This window comes from Halococcus sp. AFM35, assembly GCF_051195015.1.
GTDB lineage: Archaea > Halobacteriota > Halobacteria > Halobacteriales > Halococcaceae > Halococcus.
In genome coordinates, this window is the sequence record NZ_JBNTJU010000035.1 from 1 (window position 1) to 19620 (window position 19620).

The following is a 19620-nucleotide window of genomic DNA, read 5'->3' on the forward strand; positions in this document are numbered from 1 at the left end:
TCTCTACGCGGTTTCTGACGATAAGCCCATCACGCCAGCGCTGTCTACGTGTTTCACTCCTTAACCGAACACGGATGAACTCGAAACAATCCACCCGTTCGTGGATGGGAACGGCCGAGTCGGGCGATTGCTGATCGTTCTCATGCTGGTCGCGTCGGATATTCTCGTTCATCCACTGTTTTATCTCAGTTCGTACATCCGCCGCAACCGAGACGAATACACCGACCTCCTGCTAGCAGTCAGCGAGGAGGGAGAATGGAATGCATGGTTGGAATTTTTCCTGCAAGGAATAAAAGAGCAAGCGGACGAAGCGTTCAGTCGTGCGAAGCTACTCCTTCAACTGCGTGAGAGCTATCGAACGAGATTTCGAGACGCGCCGCCATCCGTTCGACAGCTCGCGGATGGGATCTTCACCGAGCCGGTCGTTACTGTCTCCAGAGCCGCGACATTGATCGACATGTCGTATCCAGCGGCCAACAATGCAACCGACCGGTTGAACGAGGAGGGTGTACTTCGGGAGACGACCGGACAGCAACGGTATCGTGAATTTCAGGCGGATGATGTACTCGAAGTTTTAAATCAGCCCGTAGAAAATATCTCACCTCCGGGGGAGCTTATCGCCACTAACTGAGGTTACGTTCCGTGGTCCCAGCTGTCCATGTACTCGGTCTGGGTGTCGGTGAGGTCGTCGATGGCGAGGCCCTCGGCGTCGAGTTTGATTTCGGCGACCTCCCTGTCCAACTCCTCGGGTACGTCGTGGACGCCCGGTTCGTACCCCTCGCGGGTGAGTTCGCGCACGCAGACGGCCTGCACCCCGAAGGACTGGTCCATCACCTCGACCGGGTGGCCGAGCGCCACGGGGGCAGCGAGGTTCACGAGACGACCCTCGGCGAGCACGTTCAGCCGTCTTCCATCACTGAGTTCGTACTCGCGCACGCCGGGGCGGGCCTCCCGCGTCGTTTCGGCCAGCGCCGCGAGCGCGTCGAGGTCGATTTCGATGTCGAAGTGGCCGGCGTTCGCCAGCAGCGCGCCGTCGCCCATCCGCTCGAAGTGCTCTTTCGTGAGTACGTCCCGGTTCCCGGTCGTCGTGATGAACACGTCGCCCTCGGCGGCGGCTTCGTTCATGGGCATGACGTCGTAGCCCTCCATGTGGGCTTCGAGTGCGCGCCGGGGGTCGACCTCACAGACGACGACGTTGGCGTTCTGACCGGCGGCCTTCTTCGCCACGCCGCGGCCACAGAAGCCATAGCCGGCGACGACGACCGTCTTGCCCGCCCACGAGAGGTTGGTGGTCATGGCGATGGCCGCGAGCGCGGACTCGCCGGTTCCATGCACGTTGTCGAACAGCCGCTTCATCGGCGTGTCGTTGACCGCGAAGACGGGATAGTCGAGCGCGTCGTCGTCGTCCATGGCGCGCAGGCGATGGACGCCCGTCGTCGTCTCCTCACACCCACCCACAATCGAATCGATCAGTTCGGGATGGTCGTCGTGGATGGCCGCGACCATGTCCATTCCGTCGTCCACCGTGATGGTCGGCTCGTGGGCGATGACCGCCTCGATGGCATTGTAATATTCCTCGTCGTCGACGCCCCGCTCGGCGTAGGAGGTGATTCCGTCCTGTGCGTCGAGCGCCGCGCTCACGTCGTCGTGGGTCGACAGCGGGTTGCAGCCCGTGATGGCGACCTCAGCGCCGGCGGCCGCGAGCGTTTCGGTGAGAACTGCCGTAGTGGCCTCGACGTGCATCGCCATCCCGAGTCGCTGGCCCGCAAGCGGCTGCGTTTCCTCGAACTCCTCGCGCAGCGCGGCGAGAATCGGCATGTGCTCGCGCGCCCAGTCGATCTTCTGTCGGCCGGACTCGCGAGCGTCCGCGGGGTCGTCGAGGCGTTCGGTTATCGGCTCGGTGGTCATGTCCCGACGAGGGCCAGCGCGCTCAAAACGCTACCGAACCCGTCCGACCAATCGAACAGCGCTGCCAGTACCACCCGCTGCGGCAGACGCCGGCAGGACTTTAGCCGCCCGGACGTTCTCATCCGACGACAGCAACGATGGACGACACAGCCGACCCGACCGACCACCCCGTCCCGCGCCGTCGTTTTCTGGGTCTCGCGGGAGCCGCCACCGTTCCACTCGTCGCGGGTGACCGTGCGCGCGCCCAACAACGCCCGCCCGTCCCACGCGGGCCGACCATCGGTCTCGATACCGTCGCCGACGGCTTCGAGCAGCCAATCGACTTCGCCGTACCGCCCGGTAGCGACCGCCGGTTCGTCCTCGAACGAACGGGCCAGATGTACACGGTCCAATCGAACACGCAGGGCGAGCCGTTTCTCGACGTCAGCGACCGCATGACGCCCGTCGAGGGCGAACAGGGGTTGCTCGGGCTGGCCTTCCATCCCGCCTTCCGAGAGAACGGACGATTCTACCTGCGATACAGCGCGCCGTCGACCGACGAGACGCCGGACTCATATTCGCACACGGCGGTGCTCGCGGAGTTCCGCGCCACCGAGGACCTGAGCGCCGGCCGGCTCGATTCGGAGCGCCGACTGCTCGAAGTGCCAGAACCCCAGAGCAACCACAACGCCGGTGCGGTCGCGTTCGGTCCCGACGGTTACCTCTACGTGCCCTTCGGCGACGGCGGCGCGGCCAACGACATGGGAACCGGCCACGCCGAAGATTGGTACGGCGCGCTCGCCGGCGGTAACGGCCAGGACGTCACGGAGAACCTCCTGGGGAGCATGCTCCGCATCGACGTCGACAGCCGGGATGGCGACAAACCCTATGGAATTCCCGAGGCCAACCCGCTCGTGGGGAAGTCAGGCCTTCCAGAACACTACGCATGGGGCTTTCGCAACCCGTGGCGGATGGGTTTTTCCAACGGGGACCTCTACGTGGCCGATGTCGGTCAAAATCGCTACGAGGAGGTCGATATCGTCGAGAAAGGGAACAACTACGGCTGGAACGTCCGTGAGGGCACCCACTGTTTCAGCCCGGAGGGCAACATCGACGCCTGTCCCACCACGACGCCCTCGGACGTCCGCGGCGGCGAGGCGCTCGTCGACCCCATCATCGAGTATCCCCACACTCGCAACGACCAGCCGATTGGCAGCTCGGTCATCGGTGGCTACGTCTCTCAGGGTACCGTCAACGCCCTCGATGGGCGATACGTTTTCGGCGATTACAGCATCCGCGCCGGCAAGCCACAGGGGTCGCTGTTCGCCGCCACACCCAGCAAAAACGGGCTGTGGTCGTTCGAGAAACTTCGGATTGCGGGGGCGGAGAACGGCGAGTTGAACGCCCACCTCATCGCCATCGGCCGCGACGACGCCGGCAACCTCTACGCGCTGACCACCGGCGGCGACCTCGGTGGTGGGGTCCACCGGCTCGTCCCCGCACCGGCGAACGCCCAGAAGGGGACTGCAAGTACCTCATCCGCGGGACCCAACGGAACCGAGGGAACGGGTGCAGCCGCCGGAACCAGCAGCACGGAGGGGTCGGGCTTCGGCGTGCTCGCGGCGCTTGCTGGACTGGCGGCCGCCGGGGCGCGAGCGTTCAGGTGATCAGCGCGCGCGTTCGACAGCGGCCATTGCGCGCTCTTCGGCTTCTTCTCGTACTTGCTCGGCGTCGAGCGTGAGCACCTCGCGGTCGCGCATCAACACCTCGCCGTCACAGACGGTGTGGCGCACGTCCGCACCCGAGGCCGCGTAGGCGAGATGGCTCACGAGGTCGTGCTGGGGGGTCAGATGCGCGCTGTCGAGGTCGAGCACCGCGATGTCGGCCTTCTTCCCTTCGGCGATGCGTCCAGCGTCGAAGCCGAGCACGTCGGCGCTACCCGCCGTCGCCATCCGTACTGCTGTGGGTGCATCGACGGCGCTCGCATCGTCGGCAGCGAGTTTGCCCACCATCGCCGCGTCGCGCAGCTCGTCGAACACGTCGAGGTCGTTGTTCGAGGCCGCTCCATCAGTGCCGATTCCCACGGTGACGCCAGCATCGAGCAACTCCTGAACGGGCGCGATGCCGCTGGCGAGCTTCATGTTCGAGGCCGGGCAGTGGACCACCCCCGTTCCCGCGTCGGCGAGCAGGTCGATTTCGGTCGCGTCGAGGTGGGTGCCGTGGGCGATGAAGTCCTGCGAAGCAAGCAGTCCGTGTGCGGCGGCGTATTCGAGCGGTCGTTCGCCGTGCTCGTCAACGATAGGGCCGACTTCCTCGCGCGTCTCGTTCGCGTGGAGGTGGACCGGTACGCTCTCCTCGCGGGCTTTCGGGACGAACTCGTCGAGCTCCATGCCGTCGACGGTGGTGAGGCTGTGAGGCATGAACGCGGTCGTGACTCTGCCGTCGGCAGCGCCGTCCTGCTCGCGCGCGACCGCGAGCCCCTCCTCGAAGTCCGCGCGGCTCTCGTCCGCGTCCTTACCGGTGGTGACGACGCCGTGGCCGACGCGCGCGCGTAGGCCGGCCCGTTCGATGGCGCCGACGACCTCAGGTACGTGAAAGTACATGTCACACAGCCCTGTGGTGCCCGCCTCGATGCTTTCGAGCGCACCGAGTGCGGCTCCCGCGCGGACGTCGCCGGGTTCGAGTGTGCCCTCGACCGGCCAGACGTCCTCTCGCAGCCAGCTATCGAGGGGCTTGTCGTCGGCATAGCCACGCAGCAGCGCCATCGCGAGATGTGTGTGGGCGTTGACGAGGCCCGGCATCACGAGCCCGTCGGTCGCGTCGAGCGTCTCGTCGCCAGCAGGGATATCGCCGACGGCCAGGATTTTGCCCGTCTCCTGATCGACGAGCACGTCGCCCTGTTCGACGGTCATGTCGGGTTTGAGAACCTGCCCACCGGTGATTTCGAGCGTCGTCATACAGCGAGTTTCGCGCCCGGCGGCGTGAATCTACGGGTTCGCGTCGGTGACGTCGCTGTCGGCCGGTGAACCTGCCTCGAACTCGGCGACGAGTTCGTCGAGTACGGCCGGGTCGTCGTGGCCGGGCAAACGCTCCTCGTCCGTTCGACACGCGCCCGCAACGCCGAGTTCCTCGCAGACGTGGTCGGCGACGGCCTCGGCCATTCTCCTGTGGGTCGTGAGCTTGCCGCCGACGATGCTCGTGAACCCGTCGATGCCGTCGCGGGCGTGGTCGAGCAGGAAGAAGCCGCGCGACACCGAGCGTGATTCCGACCGCTCGGCCTCGTCCGGTGCGTACAGCGGTCTGACGCCCCAGTAGGCTCGCGAGACTTCCCGTCCGTCGAGGCCGGGCACCATCGCGGCGCACTCGTTCACCATCCGGTCGATTTCCTCGCGGTCGGTGTCGTAGTCGTCGGGGTCGTCAACCTCGACGCTCGTCGTGCCGAGCACCACCTGCGAGCCGTGGGGCACCACGATGTCGCCGTCGCTGGGCGGTCGACAGCGGTTGAGCACCGGCTCGATTCCATCGTAATCGATGGCGACCATCACGCCCGAGGTCGGCCGCATCGCCACGTCGATGCCGGCCAGCGCGGCGAGCCGTTCGGCCCACGCACCGGTCGCGTTCACGACGTGCTCGGCGCGGATTTCTCCGCTGTCCGCGCCATCGACGCGCGCGCCCACGACCGCTCCGTCCTCGCACAGCAGGTCGTTAACTGGTGTATTCGGCAGTATCCGCGCGCCGTGGTCGCGGGCGCTCGCGGCCGTGGCCGCAACCAGTCGCGAAGGATATATCACGGCATCTGGAACGCGGATGACGCGCTCGGTGTCGGCCGCAAGCGCTGGCACCGCCTCGCGTGCCTCGTCACCTGTCAGCACCGTGGCGTCGATGTCCTGCTCGCGGCAGGCGGCGAGTTTCTCGTCGAAATACTCCGGGTCGTCGCTTTCGAGCTGGACGAACAACCCACCCGTATCGTCGATACACGCGCCGGCGATGTGCTTCAGGATTCGGTTCTCGGCGATGCACTCGCGCGCGCCGGCCGCATCGAAGTCGGCGTACCGTGCCCCGCTGTGGAGCACGCCGTGCGAGCGGCCCGTCGTTCCGGCGGCGAGACCGCCCCGTTCGCAGAGCGTGACGTCGACCCCACGCAGCGCCAGGTCGCGGGCGATACCGGTGCCGGTCGCGCCGCCGCCGACCACGAGCACGTCGGTCGCTCGGTTCACACACTCGCTCGGGCCAGCGAACGCATCACTCTATCGCACCGGTAACGAAAGGCAGTTCATCGCTGACCACCCGAGACCGGTATGCGCCTCGCCGTGCCCAGCAAGGGCCGCTTACACGACCCCACCATCGACCTCCTCGAACGCGCCGGTCTCCACATCGAGAACGGGACCGAGCGCCAGCTGTACGCTTCGACCGTGGACCCCGATGTGACAGTTCTGTTCGTCCGTGCCGCGGACGTTCCCGAATACGTCGCCGATGGCGCGGCCGATGCGGGCGTCACGGGTCTCGACCAAGTCCGCGAGGCCGGCGTCGGTCTCGACGAGCGCCTCGACCTCGGGTTCGGGCGCTGTCGGCTAGTGCTCGCCGCGCCCAAGGACGGCTCTCTGGAATCGGTTTCCGACCTCGCCGACAAGACCGTGGCGACGGAGTTCCCGCACATCGCCCGCGAGTTCTTCGCCGAACGGGGCATCGACCCCGGGGTCGTCGAGGTCTCCGGCGCGACCGAACTCACGCCTCACGTCGAGATGGCCGACGCCATCATCGACATCACCTCGACGGGCACCACACTCAGAGTCAACGGTCTCGAAATCATCGAAGAAGTCCTGTCGAGTTCGGCCCGGCTATTTGCCCGTCCCGAGACGGCCGACGACCCGAAGCTCCAGGAGGTCGAGACGGCGCTGCGCTCGGTGCTCTCGGCGGAGGGCAAACGTTACGTGATGATGAACGCGCCCGAAGACCGGCTCGACGAGATTCGGGACGTGATTCCCGGTCTCGGTGGGCCGACGGTCATGGACATCGCCGGCGAGGAGCACGTCGCGGTGCATGCGGTCGTCGAGGAGCGCGACGTCTTCGAGACCATCAACGACGTGAAAGAACTCGGCGCGAGTGGCGTCTTGGTCACCGAAATCGAGCGTCTCGTCGACTAACCGGGGGCCGTGCCCGCGAGCCGATAGGCGCTCAGCACGACGAACAGGACGAGCACGCTGACGACGAGATGGATGACGGTGACGAGCGCCGTCGTCCGGGCCTTGAGCCGATAGACGTAACGGATGAGAACGAAATCGGTGGCGATGGCGAGCACGAAGGCGAGCACGCCGTACTGCTGGAGCAGCAGTGAAATGGCCGCCGGGACCGGCCCGACGAGTAGCGCCCGTCTGGCGGGCACGTCGCCGAGGACGTTCCGCGCGGCGATGTGGGCGGTCAGCGAGTAGACGCCCGCGGCGAGCAGGAACGTGCCCGCGTAGGCGAGCAGGCCACCCGTCGCCGGGTCGACCTGTGCGAGGGCGCTCGCGGTCATACTCGACTGTCTCTCCCGAATCGGCTTGTGTCTGGCCTTTCGTGGTGGTCGATACGCCCTCCACTCCGGCCCCGAGCACTCTCGACCCGCTTCCTCGGTGCGTTACTGCGAACACGACGAACCCGTGCACCGACACACGGGGTCCGCTTGAGGGTTCGATACGCTCGTTCGAAGCGCTCGGAGAGTACCCGAATCTCAGCCGTCGAGCAGTCCGAGTTCGTCGAGCCGGTCGGTGATCTTGTCGACGGCGTGCTCGGCGTCGGCGGGTTCCTTTCCTCCCGTGATGACGAGTTTGCCCGAGCCGAACAGCAGCGCCACCACTTCGGGGTCGTCGAGGCGATAGACCAGTCCGGGGAACTGTTCGGGTTCGTACTCGATGTTCTCCAATCCGAGCCCGATGGCGATGGCGTTGAGGTTCAGCGTCTTCTGGAGGTCGGCGCTGGTGACGATGTTCTGGACGACGATTTCGGGGTTCTCCTCGACTTCGATTTCGAGGTCGCGGAGCTTGTCGAAGACGATTTCGAGACTCTCGTGGACGTCGGCGGTGCTTTTCGCGCCGGTGCAGACGATCTTGCCCGAGCGGAAGATGAGTGCGGCGGATTTCGGCTCCTGCGTGCGATAGACCAGTCCGGGGAACTGTTCGGGGTCGTAGTCCGCGCCCTCCAAGTCCATCGCCACGCTCTGGAGGTCGAGTTCCTGACCGATGCCGGTAGAGGCGACGACGTTTTCGATGTTGATTGTCTCCTTTGGGTCCTGGGCAGACATGACTCGTCTTAAAACTCGTATTTAAGACTTATAAAGGTTGATGCTCTCTGTTGATAGGTACGAAAATCGATGTCTTCCGCCGACGACCGACAGCGACATGTCCGCGCTCGCGGACGAACGGACGTGTACGTGCTCGAACTCGGTGGCGAGGACGACGACTTCGCCGCGTGCGAGGCCGCGAGCGCCGCCGAGGGAATCGAACCGCTCGCGTCCGGTCTCGCACTCGCCCGTGCGGTCGATGCCGAACGCCTTCGCACGCTCGCGTACACGCTCCGGGCGAGCGAGGTGGTCGGACAGGGTGCGGCGAGCGTCGAGAGCGCCCGCGCGATTCTCGAAGCCGCCCCGCTCGACCGTGAAGGAACGGTCGCGGTCCGCGCGCGCGACGTGCGCCGGACGGCCGGTATCGACACCCAACGAGCCGAGCGGCAGTTGGGCGCTGTGCTCACCGACCACGGCTATGCGATAGACCTCGACGACCCCGACCACGAGCTGCGGGCGCTGTTCGCGGACGATTCCTGTACCTTGGGCTGGTTCGCCGTCGAGAGCCGGCGCGGGTTCGGGGCACGCGCACCCACCGAGAAGCCCTTTTTCCAGCCGGGGTCGATGAGTCCGCTGCTCGCGCGCGCACTCGCCAACATCGCCGGCGCGCGGCCCGGTGCGACCGTCGTGGACCCGATGTGTGGCACTGGGGGTATTCTCGTCGAAGCCGGATTGGTCGGCGCTCGGGTGCTTGGGTTCGACGCCCAATCGAAGATGGCTCGTGGCGCGGCGACGAACCTCGCCCACTACCTCGACGGCAGGGCAACATTCACCACTGCGCAGGCCGACGCGACCAGCCTGCCCCTCGCCGACGGCGTGGCCGACGCCGTGGTGTTCGATGCGCCCTACGGCCGCCAGTCGAAAATCGAAGGCGACCTCCGGGCGGTAGTGACGGGTGCGCTCGCCGAAGCCAACCGGGTCGCCTCCGGAACCGTGGTCGTCGGCGACCGCCCGTGGACCGACGCGGCGCGCGCTGCGGGGTGGACAGTTGAAACCACCTTCGAGCGCCGCGTCCATCGCTCGCTGACGCGTCACGTCGCGGTGCTTTCCTGATTACCGGTCGAGTTCGGCCAGCAGATGCGAGAGATGCAGCCGGTCGTTGGTCCCTTCTGCGAGGTCCATGTCGATGTCGCCGGCCAGTCGGTGGAGTTCGGCCGGTGGCGGGCCGACCGACCGCGAGCGCGCGACCCGGAGCACGTCGTCGAGCACCTCCCCGCCGTCCAAACCTTCCTCGACGAGCAGGTCGTCGAGGGTTGTTCTGGCCTCTTGAAACTCGCCGCGCTCGGCGGCGGTAATCATTTCCTCGATGCGCTCGTCGTTGCCGACCGCGCCGAGGGCCTCGTAGGCGGCGTCCATCGTGATTTCGCCCGCAGCTTCGAACGTGGCCTGTGCGCCAAGAATCGCTTGCCGCAGGTCGCCGTCGGCGTAGCCCGCGACGTATTCCAACCCATCTACGTCGTAGGCGACGTCCTCCTCGGTGACGATTCCGTCGAGGACGTGGACTATCTCGTCGGTCGTCGGTGCGCGCACGGTGATGGAAAAGCACCGCGAGCGAATCGGCGGAATGAGCTTCGAGGGCTGGCGCGTCGTGATGACGAACTGCGTGGTTTTGTGGTGGCGCTCCATCACCCGGCGCAGCGCCTGCTGGAAGTCCTCGCGGATGGCTTCTGCGTTGTCGAGTAAAATCGTCTTGTACTCGCCCGAGACGGGTGCGTAGCCCGCCGATTCACCGAGAACGTGCTTGATGAGGTCGGCCTTCGAGGCGTTCCGCCGGCGTTTGGGCGTGATGAACGACGAAAACCGGGGGTCCTCGCTCACCTCCTTTTTCGTTCGGTCGAAGAAATCGGCGACGTTGAGTTCCACGAGGTCGTTGTCGGGGTCGGTGTGGATTTCGTCGGCGAGCGCGCGCACGGCGGCTGTCTTGCCGGCTCCCGGCGGTCCGTGCAGAACGAGGTTCAGTGGCTCCTCGATGGCCCGGTCAAGCGACTCGCGCACGGCCGATTGCGGGAGGTCCGCGAGCGCTGGCGCGTGTTCGTCGGTCCACAGCGGCCCGTCCATTGTCGGCCGTTCGCGTGCGAGAAAGATGAATCGGTCGATTCGGTGTTAGCGCCCGACGACTGCGAGCACGGCAAAGAGCGCGAACACGCCCACGAGAACCGGGAAGAGCGGGTTTTCGAGGATACCCTCGCGCCCGCTGCTCTCGCCACCGTAGGGCGTGCTCTCGTCGCCCACGTCCTGTGGCGGTGTCGGCGTATCCGTCGGTGCCGCCGTGGACGTGTCCGTCGGCGTCGATGTGTCGGTCACGGTCGGCGTCGGTGTGTCCGTCGGCGTCGGTGTGGGCGTCGACGGGTGCTCGACGGTGAGCGATGCCGTATCGGCCACCGCCGTGCCGTTTTCGAGCGCCGGCTGGTCCTCGATGCCGTCCGACTGCACGTACTGGAACGCGCGGTCGCCGTCGGTGTCCTCGTAGACGACCGCGCTGATGCGCCCGGAATCGGTCAGCGTTGAGTCGTTCCCGAGGCTTACGGTGACGTTCGCGTAGCTGCCGGCGTCGAGGTAGCCGGTCGCACCGACCAGCGTCTCGGTCGCGTTCGAGCCGTTGTAGCCCCCTTCGTGGATGGCGACGTAGCCACCTTCGGCGAGCGTCGCTCGGTCCACGGTGACCCTGGTCCCGTTCGTGGTTCCATTCGAGAGCGTCACCGAGGCGTTCGTCGGGCGCTCGCCGTCGGCTATCGTGACGGTCGCGCGGTCGGCGACCGGGCTGGCGTCTTTCATGTATGGCTCGTCGGTCCCCGATTCGAGCAGTCCGTCGAAGCGGCTGTTGTCGTTCGAATCCCGATACAGCGTGGCGACGAGTGTGGTGTTCGCGCCGAGACTGGTGTGGTTCAGATCGCTACCGGGGACGCCGCGCAGCGTCACCTTCCCTTCGTGGGTACCGGGCGCAAGCGGCAGGCTCACGCCGATGACGCTGCCGTTGTCGCCCGCCTCCGAAAGCACGACGAACCCGCCCTCCGGCAGCGTTGCCCGGTCGATGAACACCGACCGACCGGTGCGCGTCTGATTCGTCATGGTTACCGAGGCGTTCGCGCTCGCGTTCGTAGCTCCTTGCTGGGGAGCAACGTCACCGCCCGCCGGCTGGGAGACGACGCCGATGGCAGCGCCGGGCGCGAGCGCTATCGCTACGAGCAGGGCGACCAGGAGGACGCTGTTCCGGTAGGGCGTGTTCATTTATTCCTCGACACGACGGACGAGTGCAATCAGCAGCTTCATGCGTGCCGCAAATAAAAACACGACGATATGGCCGGCGAGCGTCCCTCTCACAGCCGATACCCGAGCCGCGGACGGAGTGCAGGTGGACGATGAACCCGCCGCTGTCGGGCGTCTACGTCGATTCCGACCGGATGGACGTCATCGATGCGATGGAACGCTGGCTCGGGATGCGCCACGCCGTCCAGACGGTGTTCACGCCGTGGCGTCGGGACAACATGGACGACCTGTTCGAGCGCCTCCTCCCTCGCATCCGAAACGCCGGGCGCGTGCCGCTGCTCACGTGGGAGCCGTATCTCGCCGCCGAGACCGACCCCGACATCGCTCGCCGCATCGCCGCCGGCGAGTTCGACGCCTATCTCGACGAGTGGGCGAGCCGACTGGCAGACTGGCTGGCCGGCTCTGATGGGAAGAGAACCGCCGACGACCGCCGGCTGTACCTCCGCTTCGCCCACGAGATGAACGGCGACTGGTATCCGTGGAGTCCGACAGTGGGCGATTCGACGCCCGCCGAGTACGTCGGGATGTGGCGACACGTCCACGACGCGCTCACCCACGAGGGAATCGGCGCTGACCGACTCCAGTGGATATGGTGTGTCAACCACGCCGACGTCGGGACCGACAGCGCCGAAGCGTGCTACCCCGGCGACGGGTACGTCGACTGGGTGGGCGTCGACGGGTTCAACTGGGGACACAGTCAGGACTGGTCGGACTGGCAAGCGCCGGCGGCGGTGTTCGACGACATGTTCGCGCGGCTGCAACGCTTCGACAAACCGCTCTGCGTGCCCGAGGTCGGCTGTTCGTCGCTGACGGCCGATGGTTCGGACCCAGCACGGAAGGCCGACTGGCTACGCGAGGCCGTCGACTACTTCGACGACCGGGTGGGGCTGTGTTGTTGGTTCAATGAGGACAAGGAGACCGATTGGGCGGTCTTCGGCGGTCGAAACGGCACCGACAGCACGGATGGGTATGCGTGCTACCGGGCCTACCGCGAGGCGATGGCCGAGCGCGACCGGACCACTCCGCCCATCGACGAGGCGGCCTTCCGCGGCCGTTAGAACTCCCCGGCGAACTCCGCGTCGGTCAGCAGCGGCGGGTAGTCCGGCAGTGCGGCGAGATACTTCCCCCCGGACACGGTTTGCTTGTAGCTCCCGTAGGCCGGATACTGCGTGCCGTCGATGGTGACCTGCGACGTGCCGCGTGCACCGTCGAAGACCGCCCAGTCGCTCTCGTCTTGGCCCGTCTTATCGACGTTGAACCAGCAGGTCATCTTGATGTCGTTCTCGGCGACGTAGGCGAACACGTCCCGAATCCACTGGGCCTTCTTCTGCGGCCGGTACTCGATCTCGCTGCCGGTGTACATCGCCGACGAGGAGGCGAACTCCGCGAGCGCCACCGGCTTGTCGGTCAGTTCGCGTATACGAGTCAGCATCGAATCGAACACCGCTTCGGGCGAGCGCCAGTTCGACCGTCCGGTCTGATACTTCTGTCCCTCGCCGAAGTTGAAGCCGTCAAGGCCGACCCAGTCGACGTACTCGTCGCCCGGATAGTACCGCTCGGTACGGATACCACCGATCTCGTCGGCGTTCGGCGACCACATCCACTGGATGTCCGACTCGTCGAGTGCAGTTGTCGAAAACGCCTCGTGGAGCCGTCGCCACATCTTCACGTAGTCCGCTGGCGTGCCCGCCGTCGGGTCCTCGCCGTCGGGATTGCCGGATTGGGGGGTAGCGTCCGCCTCGATGCGGGTCGAATCGACGGCGCTCCACGGGAACCAGTTGCCGTTCATCTCGTGGGCCGGCCGGAAGTAAAACCGTCGACCGCGCGTTTCGCCGCCGCGCGGGCGCGCCCAGTTTTCGAGCAGGCTCGCCCACTCGTCGAGCTGGTCGTCGTACTCGCCGCTTGCGATGGCGCGCTCGATGGTCTCGCTGGTTTGGTTTTTCTTCCGCTCGAACGGCTGCCACGAAATCAGCGGGACGTGGCCCGCCTGCCAGATGTTCGTCAGGATACCCTCGACGAACCCACGTTTCGCGCTTGCCGGCCCGAACGCATCGACGAAAACGAGCGCGACCGCCGGCTTCTGGCCGAGCCAGTCGCTGTAGCTGTTGAGGTTTGCCACGAGACCGTCGCCGCCGGCATAGACACCTGTCAGCGCCGCCCCCGAACGGGTTTCCGGTGGTTCGGGTGTCGGCGTCGGCTCGGGTGTCGGCGTCTCCTCGGAGCCGTTCGAGCCGTTTCCGCCGTTCGCGTTCGGCAGCGAGACCGAATCGAACGGCAGCGAACAGCCGCTCGCGCCGGCGATACCGACCACCCCTGCCGTGCGGAGGAACGTCCGACGATTCATCTAGTGCGTTGGCGATTGCCTGCGCTTCGGTTAAACATTGTGATACACTGGTGGCCTCCGACGAACGTTTCAGTCGCCCTCGGCTTCACGTTCGGTGCGCTCGACGAGTTCCGGCTTCACCTTTCGTGTCACTGAAAAGTCCGTCGGCGGGGAGACGAGACCGACGAACGCGCCGAAGGAGTGCAGCAGGCTGACTATCGGCGAGAGCACGACGAGCACCGCGCCGACGAGCCACGATTCGTCGTAGTAGCGCACGCCGAGTACCGACCAGACGAGGACGAAACTGAACACGAGTACCGAAACGACCTGAAACACCGTCTCGAAGGCGATGGTGCCGGGCACGAACAGCGGGACGAGCGTGAGGAACGGGACCGCCGGCGAGAGCGCCCACGCGAGATTGCGGACGGTCGTCAGCAGCCGGTAGGCTGGTGCGAGCAGTCCGCTCTCCTGTTGGGAGCCGGCGAGCCAGCGACTGCGCTGGCTGACCATCGCGCGGACCGTCGGCGGGGCCTGCGTGTCGAATTTGGCCTCGGCGAGTTCGAAATCCACACCGCCGGCGGCGGCCGCGTTCCAGACGAAGGTGGTGTCTTCGATCATCGTCGGCGTCTCCCACGTGATACGCTCTTCGAGGTCGTTCCTGATGGCGATGCCGCCACCCCAGGCGTACAGCGGCACCGACAGCGACGGAAAGGCGCGCTGTTCGACCTGAAATCCCATACGGAAGATCTCGGCGAGATACGTGAGCCACGACCCGCTGCGCCGTGGACGCTCCCTGAACTGCACGACGTCGGCGTCGGGAATCCCCTCGAAATCGGTCATGATGCTGTCCTCGTCGAGGTAGAGCACGTACTCGCGCTCGCAGGGGACGTTCCGGCGCGCCCATTCGAGCGCACGGCCCTTCCGGATGGCCTCGCACTCGAAGGTCTCGGGGACGACGTGGACGGTCGCGCCCGCGATGTCCATCGGCTCCTCGGCGATGACGTGGCGGTCGGTGATGGAATCGGGGATGGCGTCGACGCTCTCTTGGACGATGGCCGCCGAAGCCACGGTCAAAATCCGCACTTGTACGGCTGACGGGCCGTATTCCGGCGGCGGCGACTGGTAGCCTCGGCCGACGACGACCATCAGGTACGTCCAGTAGGCGACCGAACAGACCGAGAGGAGAACGACGAACCACAGGATAACCGACAGCACCATCGGCACGGCCGCGATGACCTGTCCGGCCATTGGCACAACGAACGCCAGCCGATACATTAAGTGTTGCTGACCGGGCCGCCCGCGAGAGAGTCTCCCACCGTCGCGGCGCGGGCGACTCGGAAGGGCTTTCCGGTGGCTCACGAACCTGTGGATAATGGTCGAGGTGAGCGTTATCGTCCCGACGACGCTGCCCGACGGGGCGACAATCGAGTCCGTCGAGCGCCTCGCACGCGATTCGTTCGACGACTACGAGGTGCTCGTCCGGCGCGAGGCGGGCGCGGCCCACGCGCGCAACGTCGGTATCGAGCGGGCGCGCGGCGAGAAATTGATTTTTCTCGACGACGACTCGATACCCTGTGAGGGGTATCTCCGGACGGCGAGCGTCGCGCTCGATGCCTATCCCGCCGTCGCCGGTCGCGTGCGCCAGCCCGACGACGCCCGCTTCGCCGACCTCGAACTGCCGTGGTACGACCAAGGTGAGGCGACCACATCCACCGACGTGCTGCCGGGCTGTAACATGGCCATCCGCCGAGAGGTCATCGAAACGGTCGGTGGGTTCGACGAGGAGACGTTCGGCTGGGGCCACGAGGAGAGCGAACTCGCCGAGCGCATCGTCGAACACTACGACATCCAGTACGTACCCGAACTGCTCGTCGAACACACCTACGTCGAGTCGCTGCCCGACTATATCGAGAAATCCTACCTGCTCGGGCGGGCGGACGTGCGCTGGTGGCGACTCGACGGGAAATCGCTTCCGTGGTTGCTTCGCCAGTCGCTCAACTCGCCGATTCGGGGCGAGACACGCCTCGAAACCGTCCGCCGCATCGTCCAGCGCGTGGGCTGGCTCACCGAGATAGCCGCCGGACGGTGATTCAGGATTTCTCCTCGATTCGGTCACGGCTGTGCCACTCGGCGGCACTTTCGGGACTGTCGGTTTCGAGTAGCGCGTCGAGTTTGCGTTCGAACTGTTCATCCGTGAGGTCGCCGCGGGCATAGCGCTCGCGCAGTGTGACGAGTGCGCCCTCCGTGTCGGCTCCCGCCGCCAATTCCTCGCGGCGACTCTCACTATCGCCGCTATCCCATTGACTGTCCGGTTCGCTCGACTCCTCATCCTCGCCGGCGAGCGTGGCGACGATGGGGACGACCACCGCGAAGCCGACGGCGAAGACGACCCAGAAGGGAATCGGCGGCCAACCGGTGAACAGCGCGAGCAGTCCGAGACCGACGACCAGCGTCGAGGTGATTTCGGTCGCGTTCTCGACGGCGCGTTCGCGGACGGTGCTCATACCCCTACCTTTCGACTGGAGAACAAAAATATACCGCCCACTTTTTTACTCGTCGGGTGTCCTCGCGTGGCTTCGCCGCGCTGCGGACACCACTCTCTGCCCACGGGCCGAAGGCCCGTTCACACGGTCAGCAAGACGCAAAGCGTCTCGCTTGACTCGCAAAAACCTGGACTAAAAACTCCCGCTCGCTCGCTTCGCCTCGCTCACGGTGAACCGCGTTCACTTCGTTCGCGCGGACAGTCTTTTTTACAGCCTCCGCAACAACCAACACCCCTCCCAGCCGATTCGCTCACTCCCTACGGTCGCTCGCTCATTCACCGGCAGAGCGCAACTCTACCGAGCCTGCGCTCGTGCTACTCGCGCAGACCACGCACGAATCGTGCCTTCGGCATCGCCGGTGCTTCGCGCCGGCTGTCCGAGGAACGCTTCGCGTCCCTCGCTACTCCCGCGCGCCATCCGCAACCGCACCGACTGGGCTTTCGAAGCGGCTATCCCGGCGGGCCAACGAGTCGAGGTATGCAGGTGACGTTTCTCGGGACCGGTGGTGCAGTCCCGACGACCCGGCGCAACACGAGCGCCCTCATGGTTCGCCGCGAGGGCGAGCGCCTGCTGTTCGACTGTGGCGAGGGCACCCAGCGCCAGATGATGCGTTTCGGCACCGGCTTTTCGGTTTCCCATGTGTTTCTGACCCATCTCCACGGCGACCACGTTCTGGGACTACCGGGACTCTGCCAGACCCTCGATTTCAACGACCGCGAGGAGCCGCTGGCCATTCACACGCCGCCGGGGACGAAGGCCACAGTCGAGAACCTCGTCGGCGTCACGGGCGCGCGCCCCGGTTATCCCGTCCGCGTCCACGAGGCCCGACCGGGCGGGGTCGCACTTCGTGCCGACGAGTACGAAGTGCGCGCGTTCGAAACCGACCACCGGACCCAGTCAGTAGGGTATACACTAATCGAGGACGACCGCAAGGGTCGATTCAACAGGCAAAAGGCTGAGGAGCTCGGCGTTCCGGCGGGACCGCTGTTCTCGAAGCTCCACGAGGGCAACACCGTCGAACTCGACGACGGCACGGTCATCGAACCCGACCAAGTGGTGGGACCGCCCCGACCGGGCCGCCGAGTCGTCTACACCGGTGACACCCGGCCCACGGCTGCGACCACCGAGGCCGCCGCCGACGCCGACCTCCTGGTTCACGAGGCGACCTTCGGCGAGAACAGGACCGAGCGCGCCGGAAAAACTGCGCACTCGACCGCGAAACAGGCCGCCGAACTCGCCAACGGAGCGGGCGCGAAACGCCTCGCGCTCACCCACGTCTCCTCGCGGTACGCCGGCGAGAGCGACCGACTCGCGGCCGAAGCCCGTGAAGTCTTCGACGACGCCTTCCTTCCCGACGACGGCGACGAACTCGAAATACCCTATCCCGACGGATAGTGTTTTCCCGGCGAGCGCCGTGACGCCAGTCATGCCACGCGCGACGCCCACGGAACTGCTCGCTCGTAACCGCGACCACGTCGAGCACCTCCCGGACGACCACTTCGACGGCGTGCTCGACGCCCAATCTCCGCCCGTAGTCTCGCTGTGCTGTGCGGACTCGCGGGTCTCACAGGAAGCCATGTGGAGCGTCGAGGAACCGGGCTGGCTGTTCACGCCCGCGAACATCGGCAACGTCGCGTGGGACGCGGACGACTCCTCGACCGTCGATGGGAACCTCCTCTATCCAGTCGCCAACACCGGCACGCGGACGATTGCCGTCGTCGGTCACACCGGTTGCGGTGCCGTCACCGCCGCCTACGGGGCCGTCACCGACGGCTCGCTACCCGACGAACCCGGCATCAGAAAGCGCGTCGAACCGCTCGTGCCCGTCGTCGAGGACGCCCTCGACGGCGGCGTCACGGATGATGAGAACGTCATTGACCGCCTCGTCGAGTACAATGTCCGCGAGCAAGTCGCCTTCCTCGACGCGAGCGACGAGGTTCCCGACGACACGCTCGTCCTCGGGTTCGTCTACGATTTCCACGAAACCTACGGCGACGCACCGGGCCGCACCTATCTCGTCGCCGCCGACGGCGAGACCGACCCCGCGGCGCTCCGCGAACGGGTCGATTCTGATGACGAAACAGCCGTGAAGTCGGTACTATAGCCCGGATTCAGCAAAATCACTCGAAATCAGTCTAGAACTATAGATTCGTTGATCAATGGTGTTACATTGGTTGATTTTCGAGGATATGAGATATAATGAGACTTTCGCGGTTATCGACGAAGGATTCGAACGACATGCTCTTGGCTCCTTTTGGAATGTGGTGAGTGCGTTTGTACTCCTCTGTTCGAGATTCGATCCAGTCATCAAACTCGTCATCAGACTTCATTTTATTTGTGCTGTCAATAAGCAACTGTAGATTGCCCACTCGATCAGCATCTGTATCGTCTGATAGGATTGATTCCGGAATAATATGGTCTATATCGTAGTCTGTGCCACGTGCTGGCTCATTCGGGTAGTGCGAGAGTTGAAGCAGAAATTGGACATTACGCTTCCCGTATTGTAATTCTTCGAACAACGTGGTAAGTCTCTCCTCGGTGAACCGGAGAGATGCTCCGTAACTTGAACCGACTTCATCGCTGATTCGTTCAAGGGGGAATTCTGTGCCCGTTGAATCTGAGAGGATGTCACGAACGAGTTCAGAGATTTGGTTTGAGGATTGACCTGTGAATCCATTAAGTCGGGCGGCGCAGATGTAATACAAGATGCTACGTCTTCTGTTACGGCCTTTTACAGAAGTTGGATCGAGCGATGGATTCTCGTTTTGGTAGAGATAGTACGTGACAGGTGTATAGAGCGCCGGACTCAGGATATAGGCTACTGTGGGATAATAACTGTTCAGGAGTTGGGCGAGCTGCTCCGTCGTTGCTGAAAAGTCATCAGTTAGCCAAATTTTCTTCAAGTCGCGTAGGAGATCGAGTGTGTAATTATCGAATCGATATTGGATCTCGTTCCCGCTGATGGCAAGCAGCATCTTTTGAATGTGCTTCGTGGCAAACGGTGCATTACCACCATCAACGAAATTATTCAACTCATCTACCATAGAATGAACTTTATCACGAGCATTGACTTCGGGAGGTTCCTGCTGCCAACTGCTTGTCATCAGGGATAGGAGGATTTCGGCTCGGCTAGGAGTAACTCCACCTTGGTTTATTCGAACAAAGACGTCCCGAACACGGGCAATATCGTTTTCATCTTCGGTGGGCGGTGGTGCAGAACAGTTCTCATAGCGTGATGGTTGGACTGGCGATATCGTTGTCCCGTTCGTGATTTGTGAGGG

18 protein-coding genes and 1 pseudogene are annotated in these 19620 nt (G+C 64.8%); 8 read left to right on the forward strand and 11 right to left on the reverse strand.

Features of this window, described 5'->3' with window-relative positions; translation table 11 throughout:
- Positions 1-85: 85 nt before the first annotated feature.
- A pseudogene (locus ACQUQO_RS16155) lies at positions 86-631 on the forward strand (Fic family protein); the annotation flags it as partial.
- Between the two features lie 2 nt (positions 632-633).
- Here ACQUQO_RS16155 and ACQUQO_RS16160 read toward each other — a convergent pair.
- On the reverse strand, positions 634-1908 hold the full coding sequence (locus ACQUQO_RS16160; RefSeq protein WP_435079381.1) for an adenosylhomocysteinase: 1275 nt from the start codon (positions 1906-1908) through the stop codon (positions 634-636).
- A 137-nt stretch (positions 1909-2045) separates the two neighbouring features.
- Here ACQUQO_RS16160 and ACQUQO_RS16165 point away from each other — a divergent pair, with 137 nt between their 5' ends.
- Positions 2046-3554 (forward strand): PQQ-dependent sugar dehydrogenase, encoded by a 1509-nt coding sequence (locus tag ACQUQO_RS16165; RefSeq protein ID WP_435079383.1) that lies wholly within the window; start codon positions 2046-2048, stop codon positions 3552-3554.
- On the opposite strand, the gene ACQUQO_RS16170 is transcribed toward ACQUQO_RS16165, so the two are convergent.
- Positions 3555-4844, reverse strand: a complete 1290-nt coding sequence (locus ACQUQO_RS16170; RefSeq protein WP_435079385.1) for an amidohydrolase — start codon at positions 4842-4844, stop codon at positions 3555-3557.
- A gap of 30 nt (positions 4845-4874) precedes the next feature.
- The gene (locus ACQUQO_RS16175; RefSeq protein WP_435079387.1) at positions 4875-6104 is read right to left on the reverse strand and encodes an FAD-dependent oxidoreductase; all 1230 of its coding nucleotides are present in this window, start codon (positions 6102-6104) and stop codon (positions 4875-4877) included.
- A gap of 81 nt (positions 6105-6185) precedes the next feature.
- Between ACQUQO_RS16175 and hisG the strand changes: the two genes are divergently transcribed.
- Positions 6186-7031, forward strand: coding sequence for an ATP phosphoribosyltransferase (hisG, locus tag ACQUQO_RS16180; protein WP_435079388.1), 846 nt, complete (start codon positions 6186-6188; stop codon positions 7029-7031).
- Here hisG and ACQUQO_RS16185 read toward each other — a convergent pair.
- Positions 7028-7402 (reverse strand): DUF7473 family protein, encoded by a 375-nt coding sequence (locus tag ACQUQO_RS16185; RefSeq protein WP_435079390.1) that lies wholly within the window; start codon positions 7400-7402, stop codon positions 7028-7030. The genes hisG and ACQUQO_RS16185 overlap by 4 nt on opposite strands.
- Positions 7403-7597: 195 nt before the next feature.
- Positions 7598-8167 (reverse strand): TATA-box-binding protein, encoded by a 570-nt coding sequence (locus ACQUQO_RS16190; RefSeq protein ID WP_435079392.1) that lies wholly within the window; start codon positions 8165-8167, stop codon positions 7598-7600.
- 123 nt (positions 8168-8290) lie between these two features.
- Between ACQUQO_RS16190 and ACQUQO_RS16195 the strand changes: the two genes are divergently transcribed.
- On the forward strand, positions 8291-9259 hold the full coding sequence (locus tag ACQUQO_RS16195) for a methyltransferase domain-containing protein (RefSeq protein WP_435079412.1): 969 nt from the start codon (positions 8291-8293) through the stop codon (positions 9257-9259).
- On the opposite strand, the gene ACQUQO_RS16200 is transcribed toward ACQUQO_RS16195, so the two are convergent.
- Both ACQUQO_RS16200 and ACQUQO_RS16205 read right to left on the reverse strand, forming a co-directional pair.
- Positions 9260-10264, reverse strand: a complete 1005-nt coding sequence (locus tag ACQUQO_RS16200) for an AAA family ATPase (protein WP_435079393.1) — start codon at positions 10262-10264, stop codon at positions 9260-9262.
- Between the two features lie 45 nt (positions 10265-10309).
- Entirely contained in the window at positions 10310-11434 is a 1125-nt protein-coding gene (locus ACQUQO_RS16205) for a DUF7282 domain-containing protein (protein ID WP_435079395.1), read from the reverse strand.
- Between the two features lie 131 nt (positions 11435-11565).
- Between ACQUQO_RS16205 and ACQUQO_RS16210 the strand changes: the two genes are divergently transcribed.
- Complete coding sequence (locus ACQUQO_RS16210; protein WP_435079397.1) at positions 11566-12531, forward strand: glycoside hydrolase family 26 protein; 966 nt, start codon at positions 11566-11568, stop codon at positions 12529-12531.
- Here the strand turns inward: ACQUQO_RS16210 and ACQUQO_RS16215 are convergent.
- Positions 12528-13817 (reverse strand): glycoside hydrolase family 26 protein, encoded by a 1290-nt coding sequence (locus ACQUQO_RS16215; protein WP_435079399.1) that lies wholly within the window; start codon positions 13815-13817, stop codon positions 12528-12530. The two genes, ACQUQO_RS16210 and ACQUQO_RS16215, sit on opposite strands and share 4 nt — an antisense overlap.
- 69 nt (positions 13818-13886) lie before the next feature.
- Positions 13887-15044 carry a glycosyltransferase family 2 protein gene (locus ACQUQO_RS16220; protein ID WP_435079400.1) on the reverse strand — a complete coding sequence of 386 codons (1158 nt, stop codon included), beginning with the start codon at positions 15042-15044 and terminating at the stop codon, positions 13887-13889.
- A 124-nt stretch (positions 15045-15168) separates the two neighbouring features.
- Here ACQUQO_RS16220 and ACQUQO_RS16225 point away from each other — a divergent pair, with 124 nt between their 5' ends.
- Complete coding sequence (locus ACQUQO_RS16225; protein WP_435079402.1) at positions 15169-15885, forward strand: glycosyltransferase family 2 protein; 717 nt, start codon at positions 15169-15171, stop codon at positions 15883-15885.
- Position 15886: 1 nt separating this feature from the next.
- Here ACQUQO_RS16225 and ACQUQO_RS16230 read toward each other — a convergent pair whose 3' ends face one another.
- Positions 15887-16300, reverse strand: a complete 414-nt coding sequence (locus ACQUQO_RS16230; protein ID WP_435079404.1) for an SHOCT domain-containing protein — start codon at positions 16298-16300, stop codon at positions 15887-15889.
- A gap of 516 nt (positions 16301-16816) precedes the next feature.
- Between ACQUQO_RS16230 and rnz the strand changes: the two genes are divergently transcribed.
- On the forward strand, positions 16817-17734 hold the full coding sequence (gene rnz, locus ACQUQO_RS16235) for a ribonuclease Z (RefSeq protein WP_435079406.1): 918 nt from the start codon (positions 16817-16819) through the stop codon (positions 17732-17734).
- A gap of 31 nt (positions 17735-17765) precedes the next feature.
- The gene (locus ACQUQO_RS16240; RefSeq protein ID WP_435079408.1) at positions 17766-18443 is read left to right on the forward strand and encodes a carbonic anhydrase; all 678 of its coding nucleotides are present in this window, start codon (positions 17766-17768) and stop codon (positions 18441-18443) included.
- A gap of 61 nt (positions 18444-18504) precedes the next feature.
- Here the strand turns inward: ACQUQO_RS16240 and ACQUQO_RS16245 are convergent.
- Positions 18505-19620: HNH endonuclease domain-containing protein (locus ACQUQO_RS16245; protein WP_435079410.1), on the reverse strand; the 1116-nt coding region annotated here is incomplete at its 5' end.

Excerpts from the sequence above, each read along its gene's own strand:
- ACQUQO_RS16225 (WP_435079402.1), top strand. The coding sequence starts at position 15,169 with ATGGTCGAGGTGAGCGTTATCGTCCCGACGACGCTGCCCGACGGGGCG.
- hisG (WP_435079388.1), top strand. The coding sequence starts at position 6,186 with ATGCGCCTCGCCGTGCCCAGCAAGGGCCGCTTACACGACCCCACCATC.
- ACQUQO_RS16205 (WP_435079395.1), bottom strand. The coding sequence starts at position 11,434 with ATGAACACGCCCTACCGGAACAGCGTCCTCCTGGTCGCCCTGCTCGTA.
- ACQUQO_RS16165 (WP_435079383.1), top strand. The coding sequence starts at position 2,046 with ATGGACGACACAGCCGACCCGACCGACCACCCCGTCCCGCGCCGTCGT.
- ACQUQO_RS16160 (WP_435079381.1), bottom strand. The coding sequence starts at position 1,908 with ATGACCACCGAGCCGATAACCGAACGCCTCGACGACCCCGCGGACGCT.
- ACQUQO_RS16230 (WP_435079404.1), bottom strand. The coding sequence starts at position 16,300 with ATGAGCACCGTCCGCGAACGCGCCGTCGAGAACGCGACCGAAATCACC.
- ACQUQO_RS16220 (WP_435079400.1), bottom strand. The coding sequence starts at position 15,044 with ATGGCCGGACAGGTCATCGCGGCCGTGCCGATGGTGCTGTCGGTTATC.
- ACQUQO_RS16210 (WP_435079397.1), top strand. The coding sequence starts at position 11,566 with ATGAACCCGCCGCTGTCGGGCGTCTACGTCGATTCCGACCGGATGGAC.
- ACQUQO_RS16185 (WP_435079390.1), bottom strand. The coding sequence starts at position 7,402 with ATGACCGCGAGCGCCCTCGCACAGGTCGACCCGGCGACGGGTGGCCTG.
- ACQUQO_RS16190 (WP_435079392.1), bottom strand. The coding sequence starts at position 8,167 with ATGTCTGCCCAGGACCCAAAGGAGACAATCAACATCGAAAACGTCGTC.
- ACQUQO_RS16215 (WP_435079399.1), bottom strand. The coding sequence starts at position 13,817 with ATGAATCGTCGGACGTTCCTCCGCACGGCAGGGGTGGTCGGTATCGCC.
- ACQUQO_RS16200 (WP_435079393.1), bottom strand. The coding sequence starts at position 10,264 with ATGGACGGGCCGCTGTGGACCGACGAACACGCGCCAGCGCTCGCGGAC.
- ACQUQO_RS16170 (WP_435079385.1), bottom strand. The coding sequence starts at position 4,844 with ATGACGACGCTCGAAATCACCGGTGGGCAGGTTCTCAAACCCGACATG.
- ACQUQO_RS16240 (WP_435079408.1), top strand. The coding sequence starts at position 17,766 with ATGCCACGCGCGACGCCCACGGAACTGCTCGCTCGTAACCGCGACCAC.
- rnz (WP_435079406.1), top strand. The coding sequence starts at position 16,817 with ATGCAGGTGACGTTTCTCGGGACCGGTGGTGCAGTCCCGACGACCCGG.